An 18,128-nucleotide genomic window follows, 5' to 3' on the forward strand; every position below is an offset into this window, starting at 1 on the left:
TCCCATGGCTGCGCTGCTTCCCACGCTTCACGATCCATCGCCGATCCGCCACTACGACCGCGCCCAGCTCAAGCAGCTGGCGGCCGAGGTGCGCGCCTGCGTGCTCGACAACGTCTCGCGCACCGGCGGCCACCTGAGCTCGAACCTCGGCACCGTCGAGCTCACGGTCGCGCTGCACCATGTGTTCAACACGCCGCACGACCGCCTGGTGTGGGACGTGGGCCACCAGACCTATCCGCACAAGATCCTCACGGGCCGGCGCGAGCGCATGCCCACGCTGCGGCAGATCGGCGGCATCTCGGGCTTTCCGCAGCGCAGCGAGAGCGAATACGACACCTTCGGCACGGCGCACTCCTCGACCAGCATCTCGGCCGCGCTCGGCATGGCGATGGCGGCCAAGCAGAAGGGCGAGGACCGCCATTCCGTGGCCATCATCGGCGACGGCGCGCTCACGGCCGGCATGGCCTTCGAGGCGCTCAACAACGCCGGCGTGTGCGACTGCAAGCTGCTGGTGATCCTGAACGACAACGACATGTCGATCAGCCCGCCCGTGGGCGCGCTCAACCGCTACCTCGCGCAGCTCATGAGCGGCAACTTCTACGCCGCCGCCAAGAACGTCGGCAAGAGCGTGCTGCGCGCCGCGCCGCCGCTGTTCGAACTGGCCAAGCGCTTCGAGCAGCATGCCAAGGGCATGGTGGTGCCGGCCACGCTGTTCGAGCAGTTCGGCTTCAACTACGTCGGCCCCATCGACGGCCACGACCTCGATTCGCTGGTGCCCACGCTCGAGAACCTCAAGCACCTGGACGGCCCGCAGTTCCTGCACGTGGTCACCAAGAAGGGCCAGGGCTACAAGCTGGCCGAGGCCGACCCGGTGGCCTACCACGGGCCCGGCAAGTTCGATCCGCAGGTGGGGCTGGTCAAGTCCACGGCGGTGGCCAAGCAGACCTTCACGCAGGTCTTCGGCCAGTGGCTGTGCGACATGGCGGCGCACGACGGCCGGCTGGTGGGTATCACGCCGGCCATGCGCGAAGGCTCGGGGCTGGTCGAGTTCGAGCAGCGCTTTCCCGACCGCTACTACGACGTCGGCATTGCCGAGCAGCATGCCGTCACCTTCGCGGCGGGCCTGGCCTGCGAGGGCCTGAAGCCGGTGGTGGCGATCTATTCGACCTTCCTGCAGCGCGCCTATGACCAGCTGATCCACGACGTCGCGATCCAGAACCTGCCGGTGGTGTTCGCACTCGACCGCGCCGGCCTCGTGGGCGCCGACGGCGCCACGCACGCGGGCGCCTACGACATCCCGTTCCTCCGCTGCATTCCCAACATGAGCATTGCCTGCCCGGCCGACGAGCGCGAGTGCCGGCAACTGCTGTCGAGCGCCTACGAGCAGAACCACCCGGTGGCCGTGCGCTATCCGCGCGGTGCCGGTGCCGGCGTGGCGCCGCACCTCGCGCTCGACGCGCTGCCCTTCGGCAAGGGCGAAGTGCGCCGCGAGGGCCAGCGCATCGCCATCCTCGCCTTCGGCACCCTGCTGTATCCGGCGCTCGCGGCGGCCGAATCGCTCGACGCCACGGTGGTCAACATGCGCTGGGCCAAGCCGCTCGACGTCGAGCTGCTGCTGAAGGTGGCGGGCACGCACGAGGCCATCGTCACGCTTGAAGAGGGGGCCGTCATGGGCGGCGCGGGCAGTGCGGTGCTCGAGGCGCTGCAGGCCGCCAACGTGCAAAAGCCCGTGCTGCAGCTGGGCCTGCCGGATCGGTTCATCGAACATGGCGACCCGGGCAAATTGCTCGCCTCCATCGGTCTCGACGCCGCCGGCATTGGAGCCTCGATCGCGCAGCGCTTCGGGGGCGTCGCAGGGTAAACCCCGGCCGGGCGCGTGTAAGCGTTTTTTACAATAACAAAGACTCACAAAAGTCGTCGACGCGGCCACAAGCCGCGTTTCGTTTTTTCCAATGCACTCGGAGTGAATTCAATGGATCGTCGTTCCCTCATCAAAAACGCCGGCATCGCCGGCGTTCTGGCCGCCGGCATTGCGCCCGCAGTTCATGCGCAGGCGGCCGTCCGCTGGCGCCTGGCATCGAGCTTTCCCAAGTCGCTCGACACCATCTATGGCGGCGCGGAAGTCTTCGCCAAGGCGGTCAAGGCCATGTCGGGCGGCAAGTTCGAAATCTCGGTTCATGCGGGTGGCGAGCTGATGCCTCCCTTCGGCGTGGTGGACGGCGTGCAGAACGGTTCGGTCGAGATGTGCCACACCGTGCCCTACTACTTCTACGGCAAGAACCCCGCGTTCGCGCTCGGCTCGGCCATTCCGTTCGGCCTGAACTCGCGCCAGATGAACGCTTGGATGATGCACGGCAACGGCCGCAAGCTCATGAACGAGTTCTACGCCAAGTACAACATGGTGAGCTTCGCGGGCGGCAACACGGGCTGCCAGATGGGTGGCTGGTTCCGCAAGGAGATCAAGTCCGTGGCGGATTTCAAGGGCATGAAGATGCGCCTGGGCGGCGGCCTCATCGGCGACGTGATGACCAAGCTGGGTGCCGTGCCGCAAAGCCTGCCGGGCGGCGAGATCTACCAGGCGCTCGAAAAGGGCACCATCGATGCCGCCGAATGGGTGGGACCGTACGACGACCAGAAGCTCGGCTTCAACAAGGTGGCGCCGTTCTACTACTACCCCGGCTGGTGGGAAGGTGGTCCGGAAGTGGACTTCTTCATCAACCAGAAGGCGCTCGACGGCCTCTCGGCCGAGAACAAGGCCATCGTGGAAGCCGCCGCGGCCGTGGCGTCGTCGGACATGCTCGCCAAGTACGACGCGCTGAACCCCATCGCGCTCAAGCAGCTGGTGGCTGCCAAGACCAAGGTGCTGCCGTTCTCCCAAGCCATGATGGACGCCGCCTACAAGGCTTCGCTCGAGGTGTATGCCGAGAACGACGCCAAGAGCCCCGAGTGGAAGAAGATCTACGCCGACTTCCGCAGCTTCCAGCGCGACCAGGTGCTCTGGTTCCGTTTTGCGGAATCGCGCTTCGACTCGTTCATGTCGACGCTCAAGCTCTGATCCGGAGTTCATCCGGCCAGCAAAAAGCCCCGCATCGCGGGGCTTTTTTTTGAGTCGCGAGAACAGAGGGCCGGGCGGGCGGGCCCCGCGGGGCCCGCGGCAGCGGCGGCCGGACTATTTCTTGCCGGCGTCCCGGTCGAGCTGTTCCTGCATGGCCTTCATCGGATCGTCTTCCGCGGCCGACGGCGCCGCGGGCGCTTCGCCGCCGGCCGGTGCCGAGGCGTCCGGCTGCGGCTCGGGTGCGGGCTGCGAATCGTCCTTGGGCATGTTGGCCTGCATCTCGGCGCCGATCTTGTCGAGGTCGACGGCGACCTCCTTGTCGAGTCCGCTCGAGACGATGGCCGGGAACGCGATGATCAGGCCGACCATGATGATCTGGATCAGCACGAAGGGCACCGCCCCCCAGTAGATCTGCATGGTGGTGACGGGTTCGATCCGTTCGTTCGTGACCTTGTCGTTGTAGGCCTTGGTAGGCGCCACGCTGCGCAGGTAGAAAAGTGCGAAGCCGAAGGGCGGGTGCATGAACGAGGTCTGCATGTTCACGGCCAGCAGCACGCCGAACCAGATCAGGTCGATGCCGAGCTTGTGCGCCACCGGAGCCAGCAGCGGCACGACGATGAACGAGAGTTCGAAGAAGTCGAGGAAGAACGCCAGGAAGAAGATCAGCACGTTCACCAGGATCAGGAAGCCGAGCTGGCCGCCGGGCATGCCGGTCAGCAGATGCTCCACCCAGCGCGGTCCGTCCACGCCCTGGAACACCAGGCTGAAGATGGTCGAGCCGATCAGGATGAACACCACGAAGCAGGACAGCTTGGTGGTGGTGTTGAGCGCCTGCTTGAGCAGGGCCATGCTCAGGCGCCCGCGCACCATGGCCATGATGAAGGCCCCGAGCGCACCCATGGCGCCGCCTTCGGTGGGCGTTGCCACGCCCAGGAAAATGGTGCCCAGCACCAGGAAGATCAGCAGCAGCGGCGGGATCAGCACGAAGGTCACGCGCTCGGCAATGCGCGACAGCAGCCGCAGCCGCAGCAGCCGGTTGGCCACTGCGATCAGGAAGGCCAGCATCACGCCGACGCACATCGACACCACGATGGTTTCGTCGGTGGCCACGCTGGTCACGGGCTCGCCGGTCCACCAGGTATGGACGTCGGCGATGTGCTCGGCAAAGAACACGGCCGCCGCGGTGGCAACGATGGTCAGCACCAGCAGCGACGGCAGGCCGCTGCTGCCGCTCGGCTCGCGGAAGGTGCGCGCCTCGAGCGGCAGGGCCGGCACCCACTTGGGCTTGAAGATGGCCAAGAGGATCACGTAGCCCGCGTACATGGCGGTCAGCATGAAGCCGGGCACGAACGCGCCCTTGTACATGTCGCCGACGCTGCGGCCGAGCTGGTCGGCCATGATGATCAGCACCAGCGAGGGCGGAATGATCTGCGCCAGCGTGCCCGAGGCCGCAATCACCCCCGAGGCAAGCCGCCGGTCGTAGCCGTAGCGCAGCATGATCGGCAGCGAGATCAGGCCCATCGAGATGACCGAGGCCGCCACCACGCCGGTGGTTGCGGCGAGCAGCGCACCCACGAAGATCACGGCCAGCGCCAGGCCGCCGCGCACGGGCCCGAAGAGCTGGCCGATCGAGTCGAGCAGGTCTTCGGCCATGCCGCTTCGCTCGAGGATCAGCCCCATGAGCGTGAAGAACGGAATGGCCAGCAGCGTGTCGTTCTGCATGATGCCGAACACCCGAAGCGGCAGCGCCTGCAGCAGTGCCTCGGGCAGCAGGCCGAGCTCCACGCCCAGGAAGCCGAAGAACAGGCCGCAGGCACCGAGGCTGAATGCCACCGGAAAGCCGAACAGCAGGAAGACGATCAGCCCCGCGAACATGATCGGGGCGAAGTTTTGCGTAATGAATTCCATGGGGTGCTACCGCTCAGCCTTTGGCGTTGGATTCGGCGAGCCGGCGGATCGACTCGGCCAGTTCTTCTTCGGCGGTCTTCTCTTCGCGCTTCTGCGTGGGGTCGTCGATGCGGCCCTGCAGGAAGGCGATGCGCTTGATGAGTTCGGACCAGCCCTGGAGCATCAGCAGCGTGAAGCCCAGCGGGATCATGGCGTAGATCGGCCAGCGGATCAGCCCGCCCGCGTTGTTCGACATTTCGCCCGAGCGGTAGCCCTGCAGGAAGAACGGAATGCCATACCAGAGGATGGCCAGGCAGACCGGCGTGAGGAAGAAGGCGAAGCCGATGATGTCGACCCAGATCTGGCCGCGTTTGGAGAGGCGGCTCAGGATCACGTCGATCTTCACGTGCTCCTGGTTCAGGAGGGTGTAGCCCGCGGCGATCAGGAAGGACGCGGCGAACAGGTACCACTGCACTTCGAGATAGGCGTTGGAACTGACATTGAAGACCTTCCGGACCACGGCATTCACGCCGCTGATCACGGTGGACGCAAGGATGAGCCAGATCACGTACTTGCCGATCTGGCCGTTGAGCCAATCGACCGCGCGCGAAAATCTGAGCAGGAAATTCATGCTCTTCTCCAGAGAGGAAATGGATGCTTGGATGCAGAAGCGGGCCGGGTCACGCCGGCGAGCGGCGGTCCGGGGGCTTTCGGCGGACGCGCGATTTTATCGGCGCCGGAAGCTGTTTTCGGACCGGGCCGGGCGGTGTATTCCCGTAGGCACGGGCGCAATGCGCCGCGACGGTGCGGCGGCTCGCGATAATGAAACATGCCGTCGTCGTCGCCGCCCCTGTTGCCCGCGGGCTTGCCGCACTCCATCGATTCGCCCGACATGCAGCGCGCCGGCCGCGAGCTGCTCTCGCTGGCCCTGATCGATGCGCGCAACCATACGCTGCACCTGTTGTCGCTCTACGAAGAGGCGCTGGGCTCGCCCGCGCTCGCGGTGGAACGCACGGGCGATGCGGGCGTGGTGCCGCCGGTCTGGCTGGCCGGGCACATCGGCTGGTTTGCCGAATGGTGGATCGGGCGCAACACCCAGCGGGCTTTCGGCGCCGACTGTCCGGTGCGGCCGACCCGGCTGGCCGCCATCGAGCCCGGCGCCGACGACTGGTGGAACCCGGCCCAGGTACCGCCCGCGCAGCGCTGGTCGCCCGGCCTGCCGGACCTGGCCCAGACCAAGGCCTACCTGCTCGAAACGCTGGAGAGCACGCTCGAACTGCTCGAGCATGCGGCCGAGACCGATCCGGGGCTGTACTTCTACCGCCTCGCGCTCTTCCATGAAGACCTGCGCGGCGAGCAGTTCATCGTGATGGCGCAGACGCTGGGGCTGCCCCTGGGCATCGAGCCGACGCCCGCGGGCGTCACGCGCGAGCCGCTGCTGCTGCCGGCAACGCAATGGGAGCTCGGCCTGCCCGAGGGCTGCGGATTCGCCTTCGCGCAGGAGCAGGGCGCCCACCGGGTCGACGTGCCCGAGTTCGAGATCGACGCCCAGCCCGTGACCTGGAACCAGTACATCGAATTCGTCGACGAAGGCGGCTACGACCGCGAGGAGCTCTGGCATCCGCAGGGCTGGCGCTGGCTGGCCTCGCAGATCGAAGGGCGCCGCGGGCCGCGCCATGTCGAGCAGATCGGCGCCGCGCGCAACGGCACCGGCGGTTCGGTGCTGCAGCACCGCTTTGGTGCCACCGTGCGTGCGGCCGGCCACCACAGCGCGGTGCACCTGAGCTGGTGGGAGGCCGATGCCTGGGCGCGCTGGGCCGGCCGGCGCATCGCAACCGAGGTCGAATGGGAGATTGCGGCGCACACGGCGGCGCGGCGCGGATTCCGCTGGGCCGACGTGCACGAGTGGACCGCGGGCACGCTGCGGCCCTGGCCCGGCTTTCGTGCCGATCCGTGGAGCGCGGGCAGCGAGTTCGATCCCGTGCCCGCATTCGGCGAGGCGCGCGTGCTGCGCGGCGCTTCGTTCGCGACCCGCTCGCGCCTGCGTTCGCCGCGCCGCCGCAGCTTTGCACTACCGGGCCGCGACGATGGATTTTTTGGTTTCAGGACCTGTAGTCTGTGATTCACCCCCGGAGCGGCGCACTTCGTGTCGCCGCCTCCCCCTCAAGGGGGCAACACCAGCGGCCCGGCGAAGCCGGTTCCGCGGTGTTTCCCGAATGGCTCAGCGAGGGTGTGGGTCCGACGACAGCGGCGGCGCCACTTCCTCCAGCGGCTTGCACTCCGCATCGGCCGCATAGCGCAGCGCCAGCAGCCCCGCGACGATGACCAGCGTGGCGCCGATCGCGTAGCCCACCATCACCGCGCCCCGGCTGCCGGTCTCGATCAATACGCCGAACAGCACGGGCGCCGCGAAGCCGCCCGCGCCCATGCCGATGGCGTAGAAGATCGCGATGGCCATGGCGCGCATCTCGAGCGGGAACACTTCGCTGACCGTGAGGTAGGCCGAACTCGCCGCGGCCGAGGCCAGGAAGAACACCGCCGACCAGCACAGCGCCTGGCTGCGCGCGTCGAGCCAGCCCATCATGAAGGCCCAGCCGGTGAACGCGAGCCCGACGCCCGCGAGCACGTAGGTCAGCGCGATCATCCTGCGCCGGCCCACGCTGTCGAACAGCGGACCCAGCAGCAGCGGCCCCAGCACGTTGCCAAGCGCGAACGGAAAGATGTAGAGCGCCACGTTGTCCTCGGCCACGCCGTAGAAGCGCGTGAGCACCAGCGCGTAGGTGAAGAAGATCGCGTTGTAGAAGAAGGCCTGCGAAACCATCAGCGCCACCGCGACCACGCTGCGCGCGCGATAGCGGCGCAGCAGCACGTGCGCCACCTCGCGCATCGACGGGCTGCGGTGGTGCCCGCCGCCGTAGGCCACGCGGCCTTCCGCCAGCGCCAGCGGACCGTGCTGCGCGCGGACCTCGGCCTCGATGGTCTCGACGATGCGCAGCGCCTCGTCGGAGCGGCCGCGCGACATCAGCCAGCGCGGGCTCTCGGGCACGTCGCGCCGCACCAGCAGGATGGCCACCGCCAGCATCGCGCCCAGCGCGAAACCCGCGCGCCAGCCCCACACCGGGCCGATCACGCGCGGATCGAGCAGCACCAGGCTGAGGCCGGCCCCCAGCGCCGCGCCGATCCAGAAGCTGCCGTTGATCGCGAGGTTGACGCGGCCGCGCACCCGCGCCGGAATGAGTTCGTCGATGGCCGAGTTGATGGCCGCGTATTCGCCGCCGATGCCCAGGCCCGTGACGAAGCGGCACAGCGCAAAGAAGGCGAAGTTCGGCGAGAACGCGGTCGCCAGCGTGCCCAGCGTGTAGACCACCAGCGTAACCAGGAACAGCTTCTTGCGCCCGAGCCGGTCGGTCAGGCGGCCGAAGAGCAGGGCGCCGATCACCGCCCCGGCGATGTAGACCGAGCCCGACCAGCCGATCTCGCCGGCGCTGAGCCCCAGCGTGTCGGGCCGCTCGAGCACGGCGCCGATCGAGCCGACCAGCGTCACCTCGAGGCCGTCGAGCACCCAGGCCACGCCGAGCGCAATCACCACGCGCCAGTGCCAGCGCGACCAGGGCAGGCGGTCGAGACGGGCGGGAATGTCGCTGTGCACCGCAGCTGTCATGGGCACAACCTTAACCCATGTGCCCGGACCGCCTTTTCAAGGCCCGTGGCGGGCCTTCTTCTTCTCGCGCGCGAAGGTCCACCAGGGCAGCAGCGCGCGCAGCGACTGCACTTCGCCGCTGTCCGCGGCTTCATAGCCGGGCAGCGTCTCCAGCAGGTGCTGCCAGCTCGGGCTGCGCAGCACCGCCACCAGCGCCTGCGTGGCGGGCTGGTCGAGCGCCGACTTGAGGCAGGCCAGGTGGTAACGCTCCCGCACCAGCGGCACGAAGTCGAGCCCTTCGGCGTGCGCGGCCGACTCGAGCCCGAGCCCCGCATCGGCCTGCCCGGACGCCACGGCATGCGCGACCGCGGCATGCGAGGTTTCGCTGCGTTCGTAGCCCGCGAGCGCGGCGGCATCGAGCCCGGCCTGTGCCAGCAGTTCGTCCAGCAGCAGGCGCGTGCCGGTGCCGATCGCCCGGTTGACGTAGCGCGCGCGCAGCCGCGCCGCGTCGGCCAGCGAGCGCAGGTTGAGCGGGTTGCCCGGCGCCACGAGCAGGCCCTGCGTGCGCCGCGCGAATCCGATCAGCTTGTGCTGCCCGGGCTTGAGCAGCGGCTGGTAGGTGCGCTGCGCCAGCGAGCCGCGCGGCGGGTGCTCCAGCGTGTGGAAGCCCGCCATCACGCAGCGGCCCTGGTTGAGCGCGCGGATCGCATCGACGCTGCCGGTGAAGTGGATGTCCAGGTGCAGCTGCGCGGTGCCCGCCGCATGCGTGCGCAGCAGCGCGAGCGCGTCGTCGTGGCTCGCCTGCAGGCTCAGCACATGGGTGCGGTCGTCGAAGGCGAGGGCAAAGGCGCGCTCGAGTTCGGCGTGCAGCGCCTCGATCTGCGGGGCCAGCCGGGCCTGGGCCTGGCGCTCGGCCCACAGCAGCTTGTCGCCGAATTCGGAAAGCTGCGCGCGCTGGCCCTGCTCGCCCTGTATCAGCGGATGGCCGAGCGCCTGCTCCCAGTGCTTGAGCTCGCCCCACACGTGGCGATAGGACAGGTCGAGCGCGCGCGACGCGCCCGAGATGGAGCCGTGCTCGCGCACCGCCTGCAGGATCTGCATCAGCGGATTGCGGATCTGCCGCGATCCGCTGCGGCGGGGCCGGATCGCGTAGGAAAGATCGATCTGTTGCACGGGAGCTGGCGGGAAATGGAGGCCGGCTCATTATGCAGAGCCGTCCATTGCCCGCCCGCCGTGCGTCAGGCCGTCTCTGCGAGCGCGTCGCCCAGTGCGTTGACGAGGCGGTCGATCTCGGCCTTCTCGGCAATGAACGGCGGCGCGAGCTGGATCGTGTCGCCGCCGTAGCGCACGTAGAAGCCCTTCTTCCAGCAGTTCATCGCGATCTCGTAGGGGCGGCGCGCCGGCTCGCCCGGCAGCGCGGCAATCGTCAGGCCCGCGGCCAGGCCGTAGTTGCGGATGTCCGTCACGTGCTTGCTGCCCTTGAGGCTGTGCACGGCGTTCTCGAAGTGCGGTGCGAGCGCCTGCACGCGGCCGATCATGTCTTCCTTCTGCAGCACGTCGAGCGCCGCGATGCCGGCGGCGCAGGCCACCGGGTGCGCGCCGTAGGTGTAGCCGTGCGGGAATTCGAGCATGTAGTCGGGCCCGCCCGCCGCCATGAAGGTGTCGTAGATCTCCTTGCTGGCGATTACCGCGCCCAGCGGTTGCGCGCCGTTGGTCACCTGCTTGGCGATGTTCATGATGTCGGGCGTCACGCCGAAGGCATCCGCGCCCGTGAGCGCGCCGCAGCGGCCGAAGCCGGTGATGACCTCGTCGAAGATCAGCAGGATGTTGTTGGCCGTGCAGATGTCGCGCAGGCGCTTCAGGTAGCCCTTGGGCGGAATCACCACGCCGGCCGAACCCGCGAAGGGCTCCACGATCACGGCCGCGATGTTCGAGGCGTCGTGCAGCGCGATCAGGTCGAGCAGGCGGTCGGCCAGCTCGGCGCCGTTCTCGGACATGCCGCGCGTGAAGGCGTTGCTCGCGAGCTGCGTGTGCGGCAGGTGGTCCGCTTCCACGGCCTGGCCGAACAGCTTGCGGTTGGCCGCGATGCCGCCCACCGAGATGCCGCCGTAGTTGACGCCGTGGTAGCCCTTCTCGCGGCCGATCAGGCGCGTCTTGCTGGCGAGGCCCTTGGTGCGCCAGTAGGCGCGCGCCATCTTGAGCGAGGTGTCGGCCGCTTCGGAGCCCGAGCCGGTGAAGAACACGTAGTCCAGGCCCGCGGGCGTGAGCTCCTTGATCCTGTTGGCCAGCTCGAACGAGAGCGGATGGCCGAACTGGAAGGCGGGCGAGTAGTCGAGCTTGGCGATCTGGCGGCTCACCGCCTCGGTGATCTCGGGGCGGCCGTGGCCCAGGCCCGAGCACCACAGGCCGGAGAGGCCGTCGAAGATCTTGCGGCCGTCGCCATCGGTGAAGTAGGCGCCCCTGGCCTCCACGATCATGCGCGGATCGGCCTTGAAGTTGCGGTTGCCGGTGTAGGGCATCCAGTGCGCGTCGAGCCAGGCGGCGTCGGTGCGCAGGGCGGGCGTCGGTTCGATGGCGGGCGTTGCAAGGGTCATGGCGCTTCCCGCGCAGGCGGGCTCCGGAAGGGTGATGAGGTGTGCCGATTGTTGGCAGGGTCTTCAGTGTGGAGAATGGCGCAATATCAATGTTCACTTGACACTTTATGCAAGTAAAGGCGAAAGCCCAGAACAGTGCCCGGAATCGCGCCGTATTGGGGCAGCTCAGCGACATGGACCTGCGCCTGCTCAAGGTGTTCAAGAGCGTGGTCGACTGCGGCGGCATGGCGGCGGCGGAGCTGGAGCTCAACATCGGCACCTCCACCGTGAGCCGGCACGTGAAAGACCTGGAGACGCGGCTCGGCCTCGTGCTGTGCCGGCGCGGCCGCGCGGGTTTCGCGCTCACGGCCGAGGGCCAGCGCGTGTACGACGAGACGCTGCGACTGCTGGCCTCGGTCGATGCCTTTCGCGGCAGCATCGACGACATCCACAACCGCATGGGCGGCCAGCTCGACGTGGCGCTGTTCGACAAGACGGCGACCAACCCGAAGGCGCGCATCGGCGAGGCCATTGCGCGCTTCACGGAGATCGCGCCCGAAGTGAACCTGGCGGTGCACGTGGGCTCGATCAACGCCATCGAGCAGGGGGTGCTCGAAGGCAATTTCCAGATCGGCATCATTCCGGCGCACCGGGCCTCCAAGAGCCTGGTGTACGCCGACCTGTTCGACGAGACGATGCTGCTGTATTGCGGCAAGGGACATCCGCTGTTCGGCAGCAACAACGCCAAGCTCACCTGGGCCAGGCTGCGCGAGCATCACTTCGCGGGCCTGGGCTACCACTCGCCCAACATGGAGCTGAGCCATCGCGCCAAGCTGTCGCGCAAGGCCACGGGCTTCGACCAGGAGGCGATCGCGACGCTGATTCTGTCGGGGCGTTTTCTCGGTTTCCTGCCCGACCACTACGCGCAAGTGTTCGAGCAGCGCGGGCTCATGAAGCCCGTGCTGCCGGCGCGCTTCAGCTACGCATGCCGGTTCGTGAGTTTGCTGCGGCGTTCGCCCAAGCCTTCACGGGCGGTGCTGGCGTTTCAGGAGTGCCTGGAGAAGGCGCATGCCTGAATCCGGGGTGCGATCACGCCGACGGAGTGCCTTGCTCCGCGAATGTCCCCCGGCCTGCGGCCTCCTCCTTTATTTCGCTGCGCAAGGCACCCCATCGACGTGATCGCTGGTCAGAGCGGCGGGTGATCAGCCGGCACGACAGCCGCGCCTCTCGTGCACAGGGCATCGGGTGCTCCTCGCAGCGAAATAAAGGAGGAGGGCGAAGCCCGGGGGACATTCGCGGAGAGGAGTACCCGGTGGCCTGTGCACGCGCCCTGAACAACCGCGATCCAAAAATCAACGCTGCCCACTGGGCAGCAGCAGATGCTTCGCCCCGATGTGCGCCTCCATCTCGTGCATGTGCGCCTCGGCATCGACCATGTGCTCGGCCATCAGCCGGCGCACCTCGTCTGCATCCTCCCGGCGATAGGCCGCCAGCAGCTGCGTGTGATAGTCGACGTTGGCCTCGCCGAAGTGGTGATGATCCAGCGCCTTCTTGTAGACCACCAGGTCGCGCAGCAGGTCGTTGAGGAAGCGGCACATGAAGGACAGCACCGGATTGGGGCAGGCCTCGGCCAGCATGGTGTGAAACGCGAGCTCGGCCTCGCGTTGCGTGCGCAGCTCCTCCTCGTTGGTGGGCTCCAGCGTGCAGAGGCGCACGTTGGCTTCGAGCCGCTCGAAATGTTCGGGCGTCAGCTTGCCCACCACGCTCACGGCCAGCTCCGGCTCCAGCACCTTGCGCAGCTGGTAGATGTGGTGCCCGTCCAGGTGGTGGAAGTGCAGGAAATTGCGCAGCGGCTCCGACGCATGGTCGACCGACACCTGCTGCAGGTAGGCGCCGCCGCCGGGGCCGGTGCGGATGGAAACCAGCCCGCGCACCTCCAACGCCTTCAGCGCCTCGCGCACCGTGCTCTTCGAATAGCCGAAGAGCTCGATCAGTTCCTTCTCGTTCGGCAGCCGGTCGCCGGGCTGCTTGCGCTCGGCAACGATCCAGCGCTTGACGTCCTCGACGATGACGTCAGAGAGCTTCTGCCGTTTGGCACGGGTGTGTCCAAAGGTCATGGCGTCCTGCGTCGATTTCATGCGTAAAGGGTCATTTCGGGGTGATGAAGGGCTCTGAGCAGGTATCGGGCCCGGGCCTTCCCGGATTTTGGCACGGGCATTGCTAGCGGGTTTTTACCAGCATATTAATCCTATTTATCCGCTTAAATTCGTTGCCGACTTCAGGCAGCACCTTTCTCTTACCTCCCACCCACGTCCGGAGAATTCCATGCAACGCAGACACCTTCTTCAGCTCGCCGCCCTGTCGGCCGCTCCCGCTTCCCTGCTGGCCGGCCGCGCCGCCTTCGCCCAATCGGCCGATGCGATCCGCTTCGGCTGCCCGGTGCCGATGTCGGGCGCCTTCGCCGCCAACGGCAAGTTCGCCGACCTGGGCATGAAGCTGGCCATCGAGCAGTACGGCAGCGTGCTCAAGCGGCCCCTGGCCTACACGGTGCTCGACACCGAGGGCAAGCCGGCCACCGCGGTTCGCAAGGTGCAGGAAGCCTCGCAGCAGCAGGGCGCCAAGTTCTTCGCGGGCGGCATCCTGTCGTCGGAAGCGCTGGCCATGGGCAAGGAGGCCGAGAAGGCTGGCGGCATCTTCATCACCACCGCGGGTGCCGACGAGATCACGGGCAAGGACTGCAACCCCGCCACCTTCCGCTGGTCGGTGCCCACCTTCGGCGCCATCGAGCAGACGGTGCGCCCGCTGATCGCCTCGATGCCGAAGGCCAGGCGCTGGTACACCATCACGCCGCAGTATGTGTTCGGCGAAGGCCTCCTGGGCGCGGCGAAGAACATCTTCCAGGAGAAGGGCATCGAGCACGTGGGCAACAGCTACCACTCGCTCAACGAGAAGGAGTTCAGCGGCTATCTCACCAACGCCATGGCCGCGAAGCCCGACGTGCTGCTGCTGCTGAATTTCGGCGCGCAGTCGTCGGCCGCGCTGCGCCAGGCGGTGAGCTTCGGCATGCACAAGAACATGACGATCCTCATGGCCTGGGCCTCGGGCCTGGAGCAGTTCGACGAGCTGGGCGCCGACCTGTGCGATGGCGTCTACTTTGGCGCGCAATACTGGCACACGGCCGACACGACGCTCAACAAGGACCTGGTGAAGCTCACGGCCGACAAGCTCAAGATCGTGCCCAACTACAGCCTCGCGGGCTCGTATGTCTGCACCAAGATCCTGATCGACGGCATCGTGAAGGCGGGCACGGTGGACCAGAAGGCCGTCATCGCGGCGCTCGAAGGCATGAAGTACGAGGGGCTCACGGGCACGGAAGAAATCCGCAAGGCCGACCACCAGGTCGTCAAGGACTACTACCTGCTCAAGGGCAAGGCCAAGTCGAAGATGAAGAACGCGGCCGACTATGTGGACGTGGTGAGTTCGGGCAAGTCCTTCCTTGCCGTCGACAAGACCGGCTGCAAATTGGGCTAACCCCCAGGCTTGCCCACTGCGTGTGGCCTCCAACCCCCTTGCAGGGGGCAACACCTGCGGCCCGGCAAAGCCGGTTCCGCGGTGTTCCTGGAAGGGAGGAGGGCCGCGCCACCACTACTCACCCCTATGACCGTCTACCTGCTCCAGACCATCAACGGAATCGGCATCGGCATGCTGTATTTCCTGCTGGCCGTTGGCTTGTCCATCGTGTTCGGCCTGCTGCGCTTCGTGAATTTCGCGCACGGGGCCTTCTACCTGCTGGGCGCCTACCTGTGCTTCCAGGCCATGCAGTGGGGGCTCGACTTCTGGGCCGCGCTGGTGCTGGTGCCGCTGTTCGTGGGCGCGCTCGGCTGGCTGGCCGAGAAGCTGCTGCTGCGCCGCGTGTATGCCAAGGCGCACGAGTTCCACATTCTCGTGACCGTGGGGCTTGCGCTTGCGGTGCAGGAGATCGTCATCGTGTTCTGGGGGCCGCTCGGCAACAGCGTGGCGACGCCCGACCTGCTGCAGGGCGTGGTGATGTGGGGCAGCTTCATCTATCCCAAGTACCGGCTGTTCGTGATCGGCTTCACGGCCGTGCTGGCGGTGCTGCTGTGGTGGGTGCTCGAAGGCACGCGCCTGGGCAGCGCGGTGCGCGCGGGCAGCGAATCGACCGAGATGGTGTCGCTGCTCGGCATCAATGTGTTCCGCGTGTTCAGCCTGGTGTTTGCGCTGGGCGCGGCCACCGCGGCGCTGGCCGGTGTGCTGGCCGCGCCGATCCGCGGGGCGGAGCCTTTCATGGGTGTCGAGGCACTCGGCGTCGCTTTCGTGGTGGTGGTGATCGGCGGGCTCGGCAGCTTCGGCGGCGCGCTGGTCGGCGGCCTCTTGATCGGCATCGTGCAGAGCCTCATGAGCACCATCTGGCCGCCGGGCGCGAGCCTGATGATCTATATCGCGATGGCAGCCGTGCTGCTGCTGCGCCCGCATGGCCTGCTTGGCCGCAGAGGATGAACGTCGCCATGACCAAGAAAACCACGTTCCTGCTGGCGCTCGTCGTCGCACTGGGCCTGCCGCTGGTGCTGCGCTCGGGTTCGCTCGCGAGCGAAGTGCTCATCTACGCGCTCGCCGCCCTGGGCTGCAACCTGCTGCTGGGCTACACGGGGCTGCTGTCGTTCGGGCAGGGCATCTTCTTCGGGCTGGGCAGCTACACCATCGCGATCCTGCTCACGCGGTTTTCGCTGCCGATGCCGCTTGCCTTGCTTGCGGCCATCGCCATGGGCGCGCTCGGTGCGGCGGTGGTCGGCTGGGTCGCGATCCGCCAGCGCGGCACCTACTTCGTGATGCTCACGCTGGCCTTCGCGCAGATGTTCTATTTCGTGGCCTACACCGCTTCGGGGCTCACCGGCGGCGACAACGGGCTGCTCGATGTGCCGCGCCCCGCCTTCATGGACACGCCCTGGAAGTACTACGCCTTCGTGGCCGTGATGTTCCTCATCGCCTTCGGCCTGCTGCTGCGCGTGACCGATTCGGTGTTCGGCCGCACGCTGCTGGCCATTCGCGACAACGAGGACCGCGCCGCCGCGGTGGGCTACGACCTCAAGCGCTTCAAGCTGCTGGCCTTCGTGATCTCGGGCGCCGTCACCGGCCTGGCGGGCGGCCTGCACGCCATGATGACCGGCATCGCGCCGCTGTCGAATGCCGAATACCACACGAGCGAGATGATCCTGGTCATCACCGTGATCGGCGGCACCGGCAACCTGTTTGCCTCGGTGCTGGGCTCGGCCTTCTATGTGCTGCTGGCCGACTGGCTCTCCACGCTGTGGCCGCGGTGGCTGCTGTTGCTGGGGCTCCTGTTGATCGGCGTGAGCATCGGCATGCAGCGCGGCCTCTGGGGCCTGGGCGAAAGCGCATGGCGGCGCGTGTTCCGCAAGGCGCCGGCCGCCACCAGGGCGCCGGCCGTGCAAGGAGAACAGGCATGAGCGACATCCTCATCGAAGCCATCGGCGTCACCAAGCACTACGGCAAGTTCGCCGCGCTCGGCGGGGTCGACCTGAAGATCAAGCGCAACACCGTGCACTCGGTGATCGGCCCGAACGGCGCCGGCAAGACCACGCTGTTCCACATGCTCACGGGCACCGGCACCACCACGGGCGGCCGCATCCTGTTCGACGGCCACGACGTGACGCACGAGCCCGACCACAAGCGCGTGCAGCGCGGCATGGCGCGTTCGTTCCAGGTGACCAGCCTGTTCGCGAGTCTTCCGGTGCGCGAGAACCTGCGCGTGGCGGCGCAGGGCATCGCGCCGCGCCAGGCCATGAACTGCTGGCGCGCGCCGGTCGGCGAACGCGCTTGCGCGGAAACCGTGGCCGAGGTGCTGGAGCGCGTGGGCCTGCAGCGGCTGGCCGACGTGCCGGCGAGCGAGCTGTCGCACGGGCAGCAGCGCCGCCTGGAGGTGGGCATGGCGCTCGCCGCGAAGCCCAAGGCCATCTTCCTCGACGAACCGACCTCGGGCATGGGCATCGACGACCTCGACGACATGAAGCGGCTGATCCGCGGCCTGCGCGATGCGCACACCGTGGTGCTGATCGAGCACAACATGAACATCGTGATGGACATTTCCGACACCGTCACCGTGATGCAGCTGGGCCGCGTGCTGGCCGAGGGGCTGCCGGGCGACATCCGGTCCGATGCGCGCGTGCGCACGGCCTACCTGGGCAACATGATCACGGGCGGCAAGGCATGAGCGGGAAGAACATCCTCGAAGTCGAAGGACTGCACGCGCACTACGGCAAGAGCCACGTGCTGCAGGGCGTGTCGATGACGGTGGGCGAGGCCGAACTGGTCACGCTGCTGGGCCGCAACGGCGCGGGCAAGTCGACCACGCTCAAGAGCATTGCCGGAGCGGTCGTGCCCACCGGCGGCTGCGTGCGCTTCCAGGGCGCGGACATTGCGGGCCTGCCGCCGCACCGCATCGCCACGCGCGGCGTGTGCCTGGTGCCCGAGCACCGCGGCGTCTTCAAGCTGCTCACGGTCGAAGAAAACCTGCTGCTCGGCCAGCGCCGCGATTCGCCCTGGCAGCTGGGCGACATCTACCGCATCTTCCCGCGCCTGAAGGAGCGGCGCCGCAATGGCGGCGGCCAGCTCTCGGGCGGCGAGCAGCAGATGCTGGCCATCGGCCGCGCGCTCATGAACCATCCGCGGCTGCTGATCCTGGACGAGCCGGTCGAAGGGCTCGCGCCGGTCATCGTGGAGGAAATCGTCGCGCAACTGAAGACCATCAAGGCGGCCGGCGTGGCCATCCTGCTGGTCGAGCAGAACCTGGAAGTCTGCGTGCAGCTGGCCGACCGCCACTACATCCTGGAGCAGGGCGTGATCGTGCACGAGGCCGGCAACGCCGCCTTCATGGCCGACCACGATGTGAAAGACCGTTACCTGGGCGTGGGCCTTGCTTGAGGCTTCGCGCATT

At 67.5% G+C, this 18,128-nt stretch carries 15 protein-coding genes; 9 read left to right on the forward strand and 6 right to left on the reverse strand.

The features are described 5' to 3' along the window. Positions 1–4: 4 nt before the first annotated feature. Positions 5–1,861 carry a 1-deoxy-D-xylulose-5-phosphate synthase gene (gene dxs, locus ACAM54_RS08305; RefSeq protein ID WP_369650956.1) on the forward strand — a complete coding sequence of 619 codons (1,857 nt, stop codon included), beginning with the start codon at positions 5–7 and terminating at the stop codon, positions 1,859–1,861. A gap of 111 nt (positions 1,862–1,972) precedes the next feature. After that, positions 1,973–3,055: a TRAP transporter substrate-binding protein gene (locus tag ACAM54_RS08310; protein ID WP_192325042.1), complete on the forward strand. Its 1,083-nt coding sequence runs from the start codon at positions 1,973–1,975 to the stop codon at positions 3,053–3,055. A gap of 114 nt (positions 3,056–3,169) precedes the next feature. Here ACAM54_RS08310 and ACAM54_RS08315 read toward each other — a convergent pair whose 3' ends face one another. Then, positions 3,170–4,963 (reverse strand): TRAP transporter large permease subunit, encoded by a 1,794-nt coding sequence (locus tag ACAM54_RS08315; RefSeq protein WP_192325044.1) that lies wholly within the window; start codon positions 4,961–4,963, stop codon positions 3,170–3,172. A 13-nt stretch (positions 4,964–4,976) separates the two neighbouring features. Continuing rightward, positions 4,977–5,573 carry a TRAP transporter small permease subunit gene (locus ACAM54_RS08320; protein WP_192325046.1) on the reverse strand — a complete coding sequence of 199 codons (597 nt, stop codon included), beginning with the start codon at positions 5,571–5,573 and terminating at the stop codon, positions 4,977–4,979. Positions 5,574–5,771: 198 nt separating this feature from the next. Here ACAM54_RS08320 and ACAM54_RS08325 point away from each other — a divergent pair, with 198 nt between their 5' ends. Then, a complete protein-coding gene (locus ACAM54_RS08325) occupies positions 5,772–7,064 on the forward strand; it encodes an SUMF1/EgtB/PvdO family nonheme iron enzyme (protein WP_369650417.1) in 1,293 nt (430 codons plus the stop codon). Between the two features lie 99 nt (positions 7,065–7,163). Here ACAM54_RS08325 and ACAM54_RS08330 read toward each other — a convergent pair whose 3' ends face one another. The 3 genes from ACAM54_RS08330 to ACAM54_RS08340 form a co-directional block, all read right to left on the reverse strand. Beyond that, positions 7,164–8,603, reverse strand: a complete 1,440-nt coding sequence (locus ACAM54_RS08330) for an MFS transporter (RefSeq protein ID WP_369650418.1) — start codon at positions 8,601–8,603, stop codon at positions 7,164–7,166. A 36-nt stretch (positions 8,604–8,639) separates the two neighbouring features. Continuing rightward, the gene (locus ACAM54_RS08335) at positions 8,640–9,755 is read right to left on the reverse strand and encodes a substrate-binding domain-containing protein (RefSeq protein ID WP_369650419.1); all 1,116 of its coding nucleotides are present in this window, start codon (positions 9,753–9,755) and stop codon (positions 8,640–8,642) included. Between the two features lie 65 nt (positions 9,756–9,820). Then, positions 9,821–11,176, reverse strand: a complete 1,356-nt coding sequence (locus tag ACAM54_RS08340) for an aspartate aminotransferase family protein (protein WP_369650420.1) — start codon at positions 11,174–11,176, stop codon at positions 9,821–9,823. Between the two features lie 107 nt (positions 11,177–11,283). On the opposite strand from ACAM54_RS08340, the gene ACAM54_RS08345 reads away from it, so the two are divergent. Next, positions 11,284–12,231, forward strand: a complete 948-nt coding sequence (locus ACAM54_RS08345) for a LysR family transcriptional regulator (RefSeq protein WP_369650421.1) — start codon at positions 11,284–11,286, stop codon at positions 12,229–12,231. A 276-nt stretch (positions 12,232–12,507) separates the two neighbouring features. On the opposite strand, the gene ACAM54_RS08350 is transcribed toward ACAM54_RS08345, so the two are convergent. Continuing rightward, positions 12,508–13,293, reverse strand: a complete 786-nt coding sequence (locus ACAM54_RS08350; RefSeq protein ID WP_192325055.1) for a FadR/GntR family transcriptional regulator — start codon at positions 13,291–13,293, stop codon at positions 12,508–12,510. 187 nt (positions 13,294–13,480) lie between these two features. On the opposite strand from ACAM54_RS08350, the gene ACAM54_RS08355 reads away from it, so the two are divergent. The 5 genes from ACAM54_RS08355 to ACAM54_RS08375 all read left to right on the forward strand — a co-directional run bounded on the left by ACAM54_RS08355 (position 13,481) and on the right by ACAM54_RS08375 (position 18,115). Beyond that, a complete protein-coding gene (locus ACAM54_RS08355) occupies positions 13,481–14,686 on the forward strand; it encodes an ABC transporter substrate-binding protein (protein ID WP_369650422.1) in 1,206 nt (401 codons plus the stop codon). A 126-nt stretch (positions 14,687–14,812) separates the two neighbouring features. Then, positions 14,813–15,673 carry a branched-chain amino acid ABC transporter permease gene (locus ACAM54_RS08360; protein ID WP_145741744.1) on the forward strand — a complete coding sequence of 287 codons (861 nt, stop codon included), beginning with the start codon at positions 14,813–14,815 and terminating at the stop codon, positions 15,671–15,673. Positions 15,674–15,681: 8 nt separating this feature from the next. Continuing rightward, positions 15,682–16,641 carry a branched-chain amino acid ABC transporter permease gene (locus tag ACAM54_RS08365; protein ID WP_369650423.1) on the forward strand — a complete coding sequence of 320 codons (960 nt, stop codon included), beginning with the start codon at positions 15,682–15,684 and terminating at the stop codon, positions 16,639–16,641. Then, complete coding sequence (locus tag ACAM54_RS08370; protein ID WP_309924835.1) at positions 16,638–17,405, forward strand: ABC transporter ATP-binding protein; 768 nt, start codon at positions 16,638–16,640, stop codon at positions 17,403–17,405. Before ACAM54_RS08365 ends, ACAM54_RS08370 begins: the two co-directional genes overlap by 4 nt. Further along, complete coding sequence (locus ACAM54_RS08375) at positions 17,402–18,115, forward strand: ABC transporter ATP-binding protein (protein ID WP_309932868.1); 714 nt, start codon at positions 17,402–17,404, stop codon at positions 18,113–18,115. The genes ACAM54_RS08370 and ACAM54_RS08375 overlap by 4 nt, the downstream gene beginning before the upstream one ends. Positions 18,116–18,128: the final 13 nt, after the last annotated feature.

Source organism: Variovorax sp. V93, from assembly GCF_041154485.1.
Taxonomy (GTDB): Bacteria; Pseudomonadota; Gammaproteobacteria; order Burkholderiales; family Burkholderiaceae_C; genus Variovorax; species Variovorax beijingensis_A.

Bases quoted from the DNA above. Each gene is read 5' to 3' on its own strand.
- ACAM54_RS08320 (WP_192325046.1), bottom strand. From the start codon at position 5,573: ATGAATTTCCTGCTCAGATTTTCGCGCGCGGTCGATTGGCTCAACGGC.
- ACAM54_RS08310 (WP_192325042.1), top strand. From the start codon at position 1,973: ATGGATCGTCGTTCCCTCATCAAAAACGCCGGCATCGCCGGCGTTCTG.
- ACAM54_RS08350 (WP_192325055.1), bottom strand. From the start codon at position 13,293: ATGAAATCGACGCAGGACGCCATGACCTTTGGACACACCCGTGCCAAA.
- ACAM54_RS08365 (WP_369650423.1), top strand. From the start codon at position 15,682: ATGACCAAGAAAACCACGTTCCTGCTGGCGCTCGTCGTCGCACTGGGC.
- ACAM54_RS08345 (WP_369650421.1), top strand. From the start codon at position 11,284: ATGCAAGTAAAGGCGAAAGCCCAGAACAGTGCCCGGAATCGCGCCGTA.
- ACAM54_RS08330 (WP_369650418.1), bottom strand. From the start codon at position 8,603: ATGACAGCTGCGGTGCACAGCGACATTCCCGCCCGTCTCGACCGCCTG.
- ACAM54_RS08340 (WP_369650420.1), bottom strand. From the start codon at position 11,176: ATGACCCTTGCAACGCCCGCCATCGAACCGACGCCCGCCCTGCGCACC.
- ACAM54_RS08375 (WP_309932868.1), top strand. From the start codon at position 17,402: ATGAGCGGGAAGAACATCCTCGAAGTCGAAGGACTGCACGCGCACTAC.
- ACAM54_RS08370 (WP_309924835.1), top strand. From the start codon at position 16,638: ATGAGCGACATCCTCATCGAAGCCATCGGCGTCACCAAGCACTACGGC.
- ACAM54_RS08315 (WP_192325044.1), bottom strand. From the start codon at position 4,963: ATGGAATTCATTACGCAAAACTTCGCCCCGATCATGTTCGCGGGGCTG.
- ACAM54_RS08360 (WP_145741744.1), top strand. From the start codon at position 14,813: ATGACCGTCTACCTGCTCCAGACCATCAACGGAATCGGCATCGGCATG.
- ACAM54_RS08325 (WP_369650417.1), top strand. From the start codon at position 5,772: ATGCCGTCGTCGTCGCCGCCCCTGTTGCCCGCGGGCTTGCCGCACTCC.
- dxs (WP_369650956.1), top strand. From the start codon at position 5: ATGGCTGCGCTGCTTCCCACGCTTCACGATCCATCGCCGATCCGCCAC.
- ACAM54_RS08355 (WP_369650422.1), top strand. From the start codon at position 13,481: ATGCAACGCAGACACCTTCTTCAGCTCGCCGCCCTGTCGGCCGCTCCC.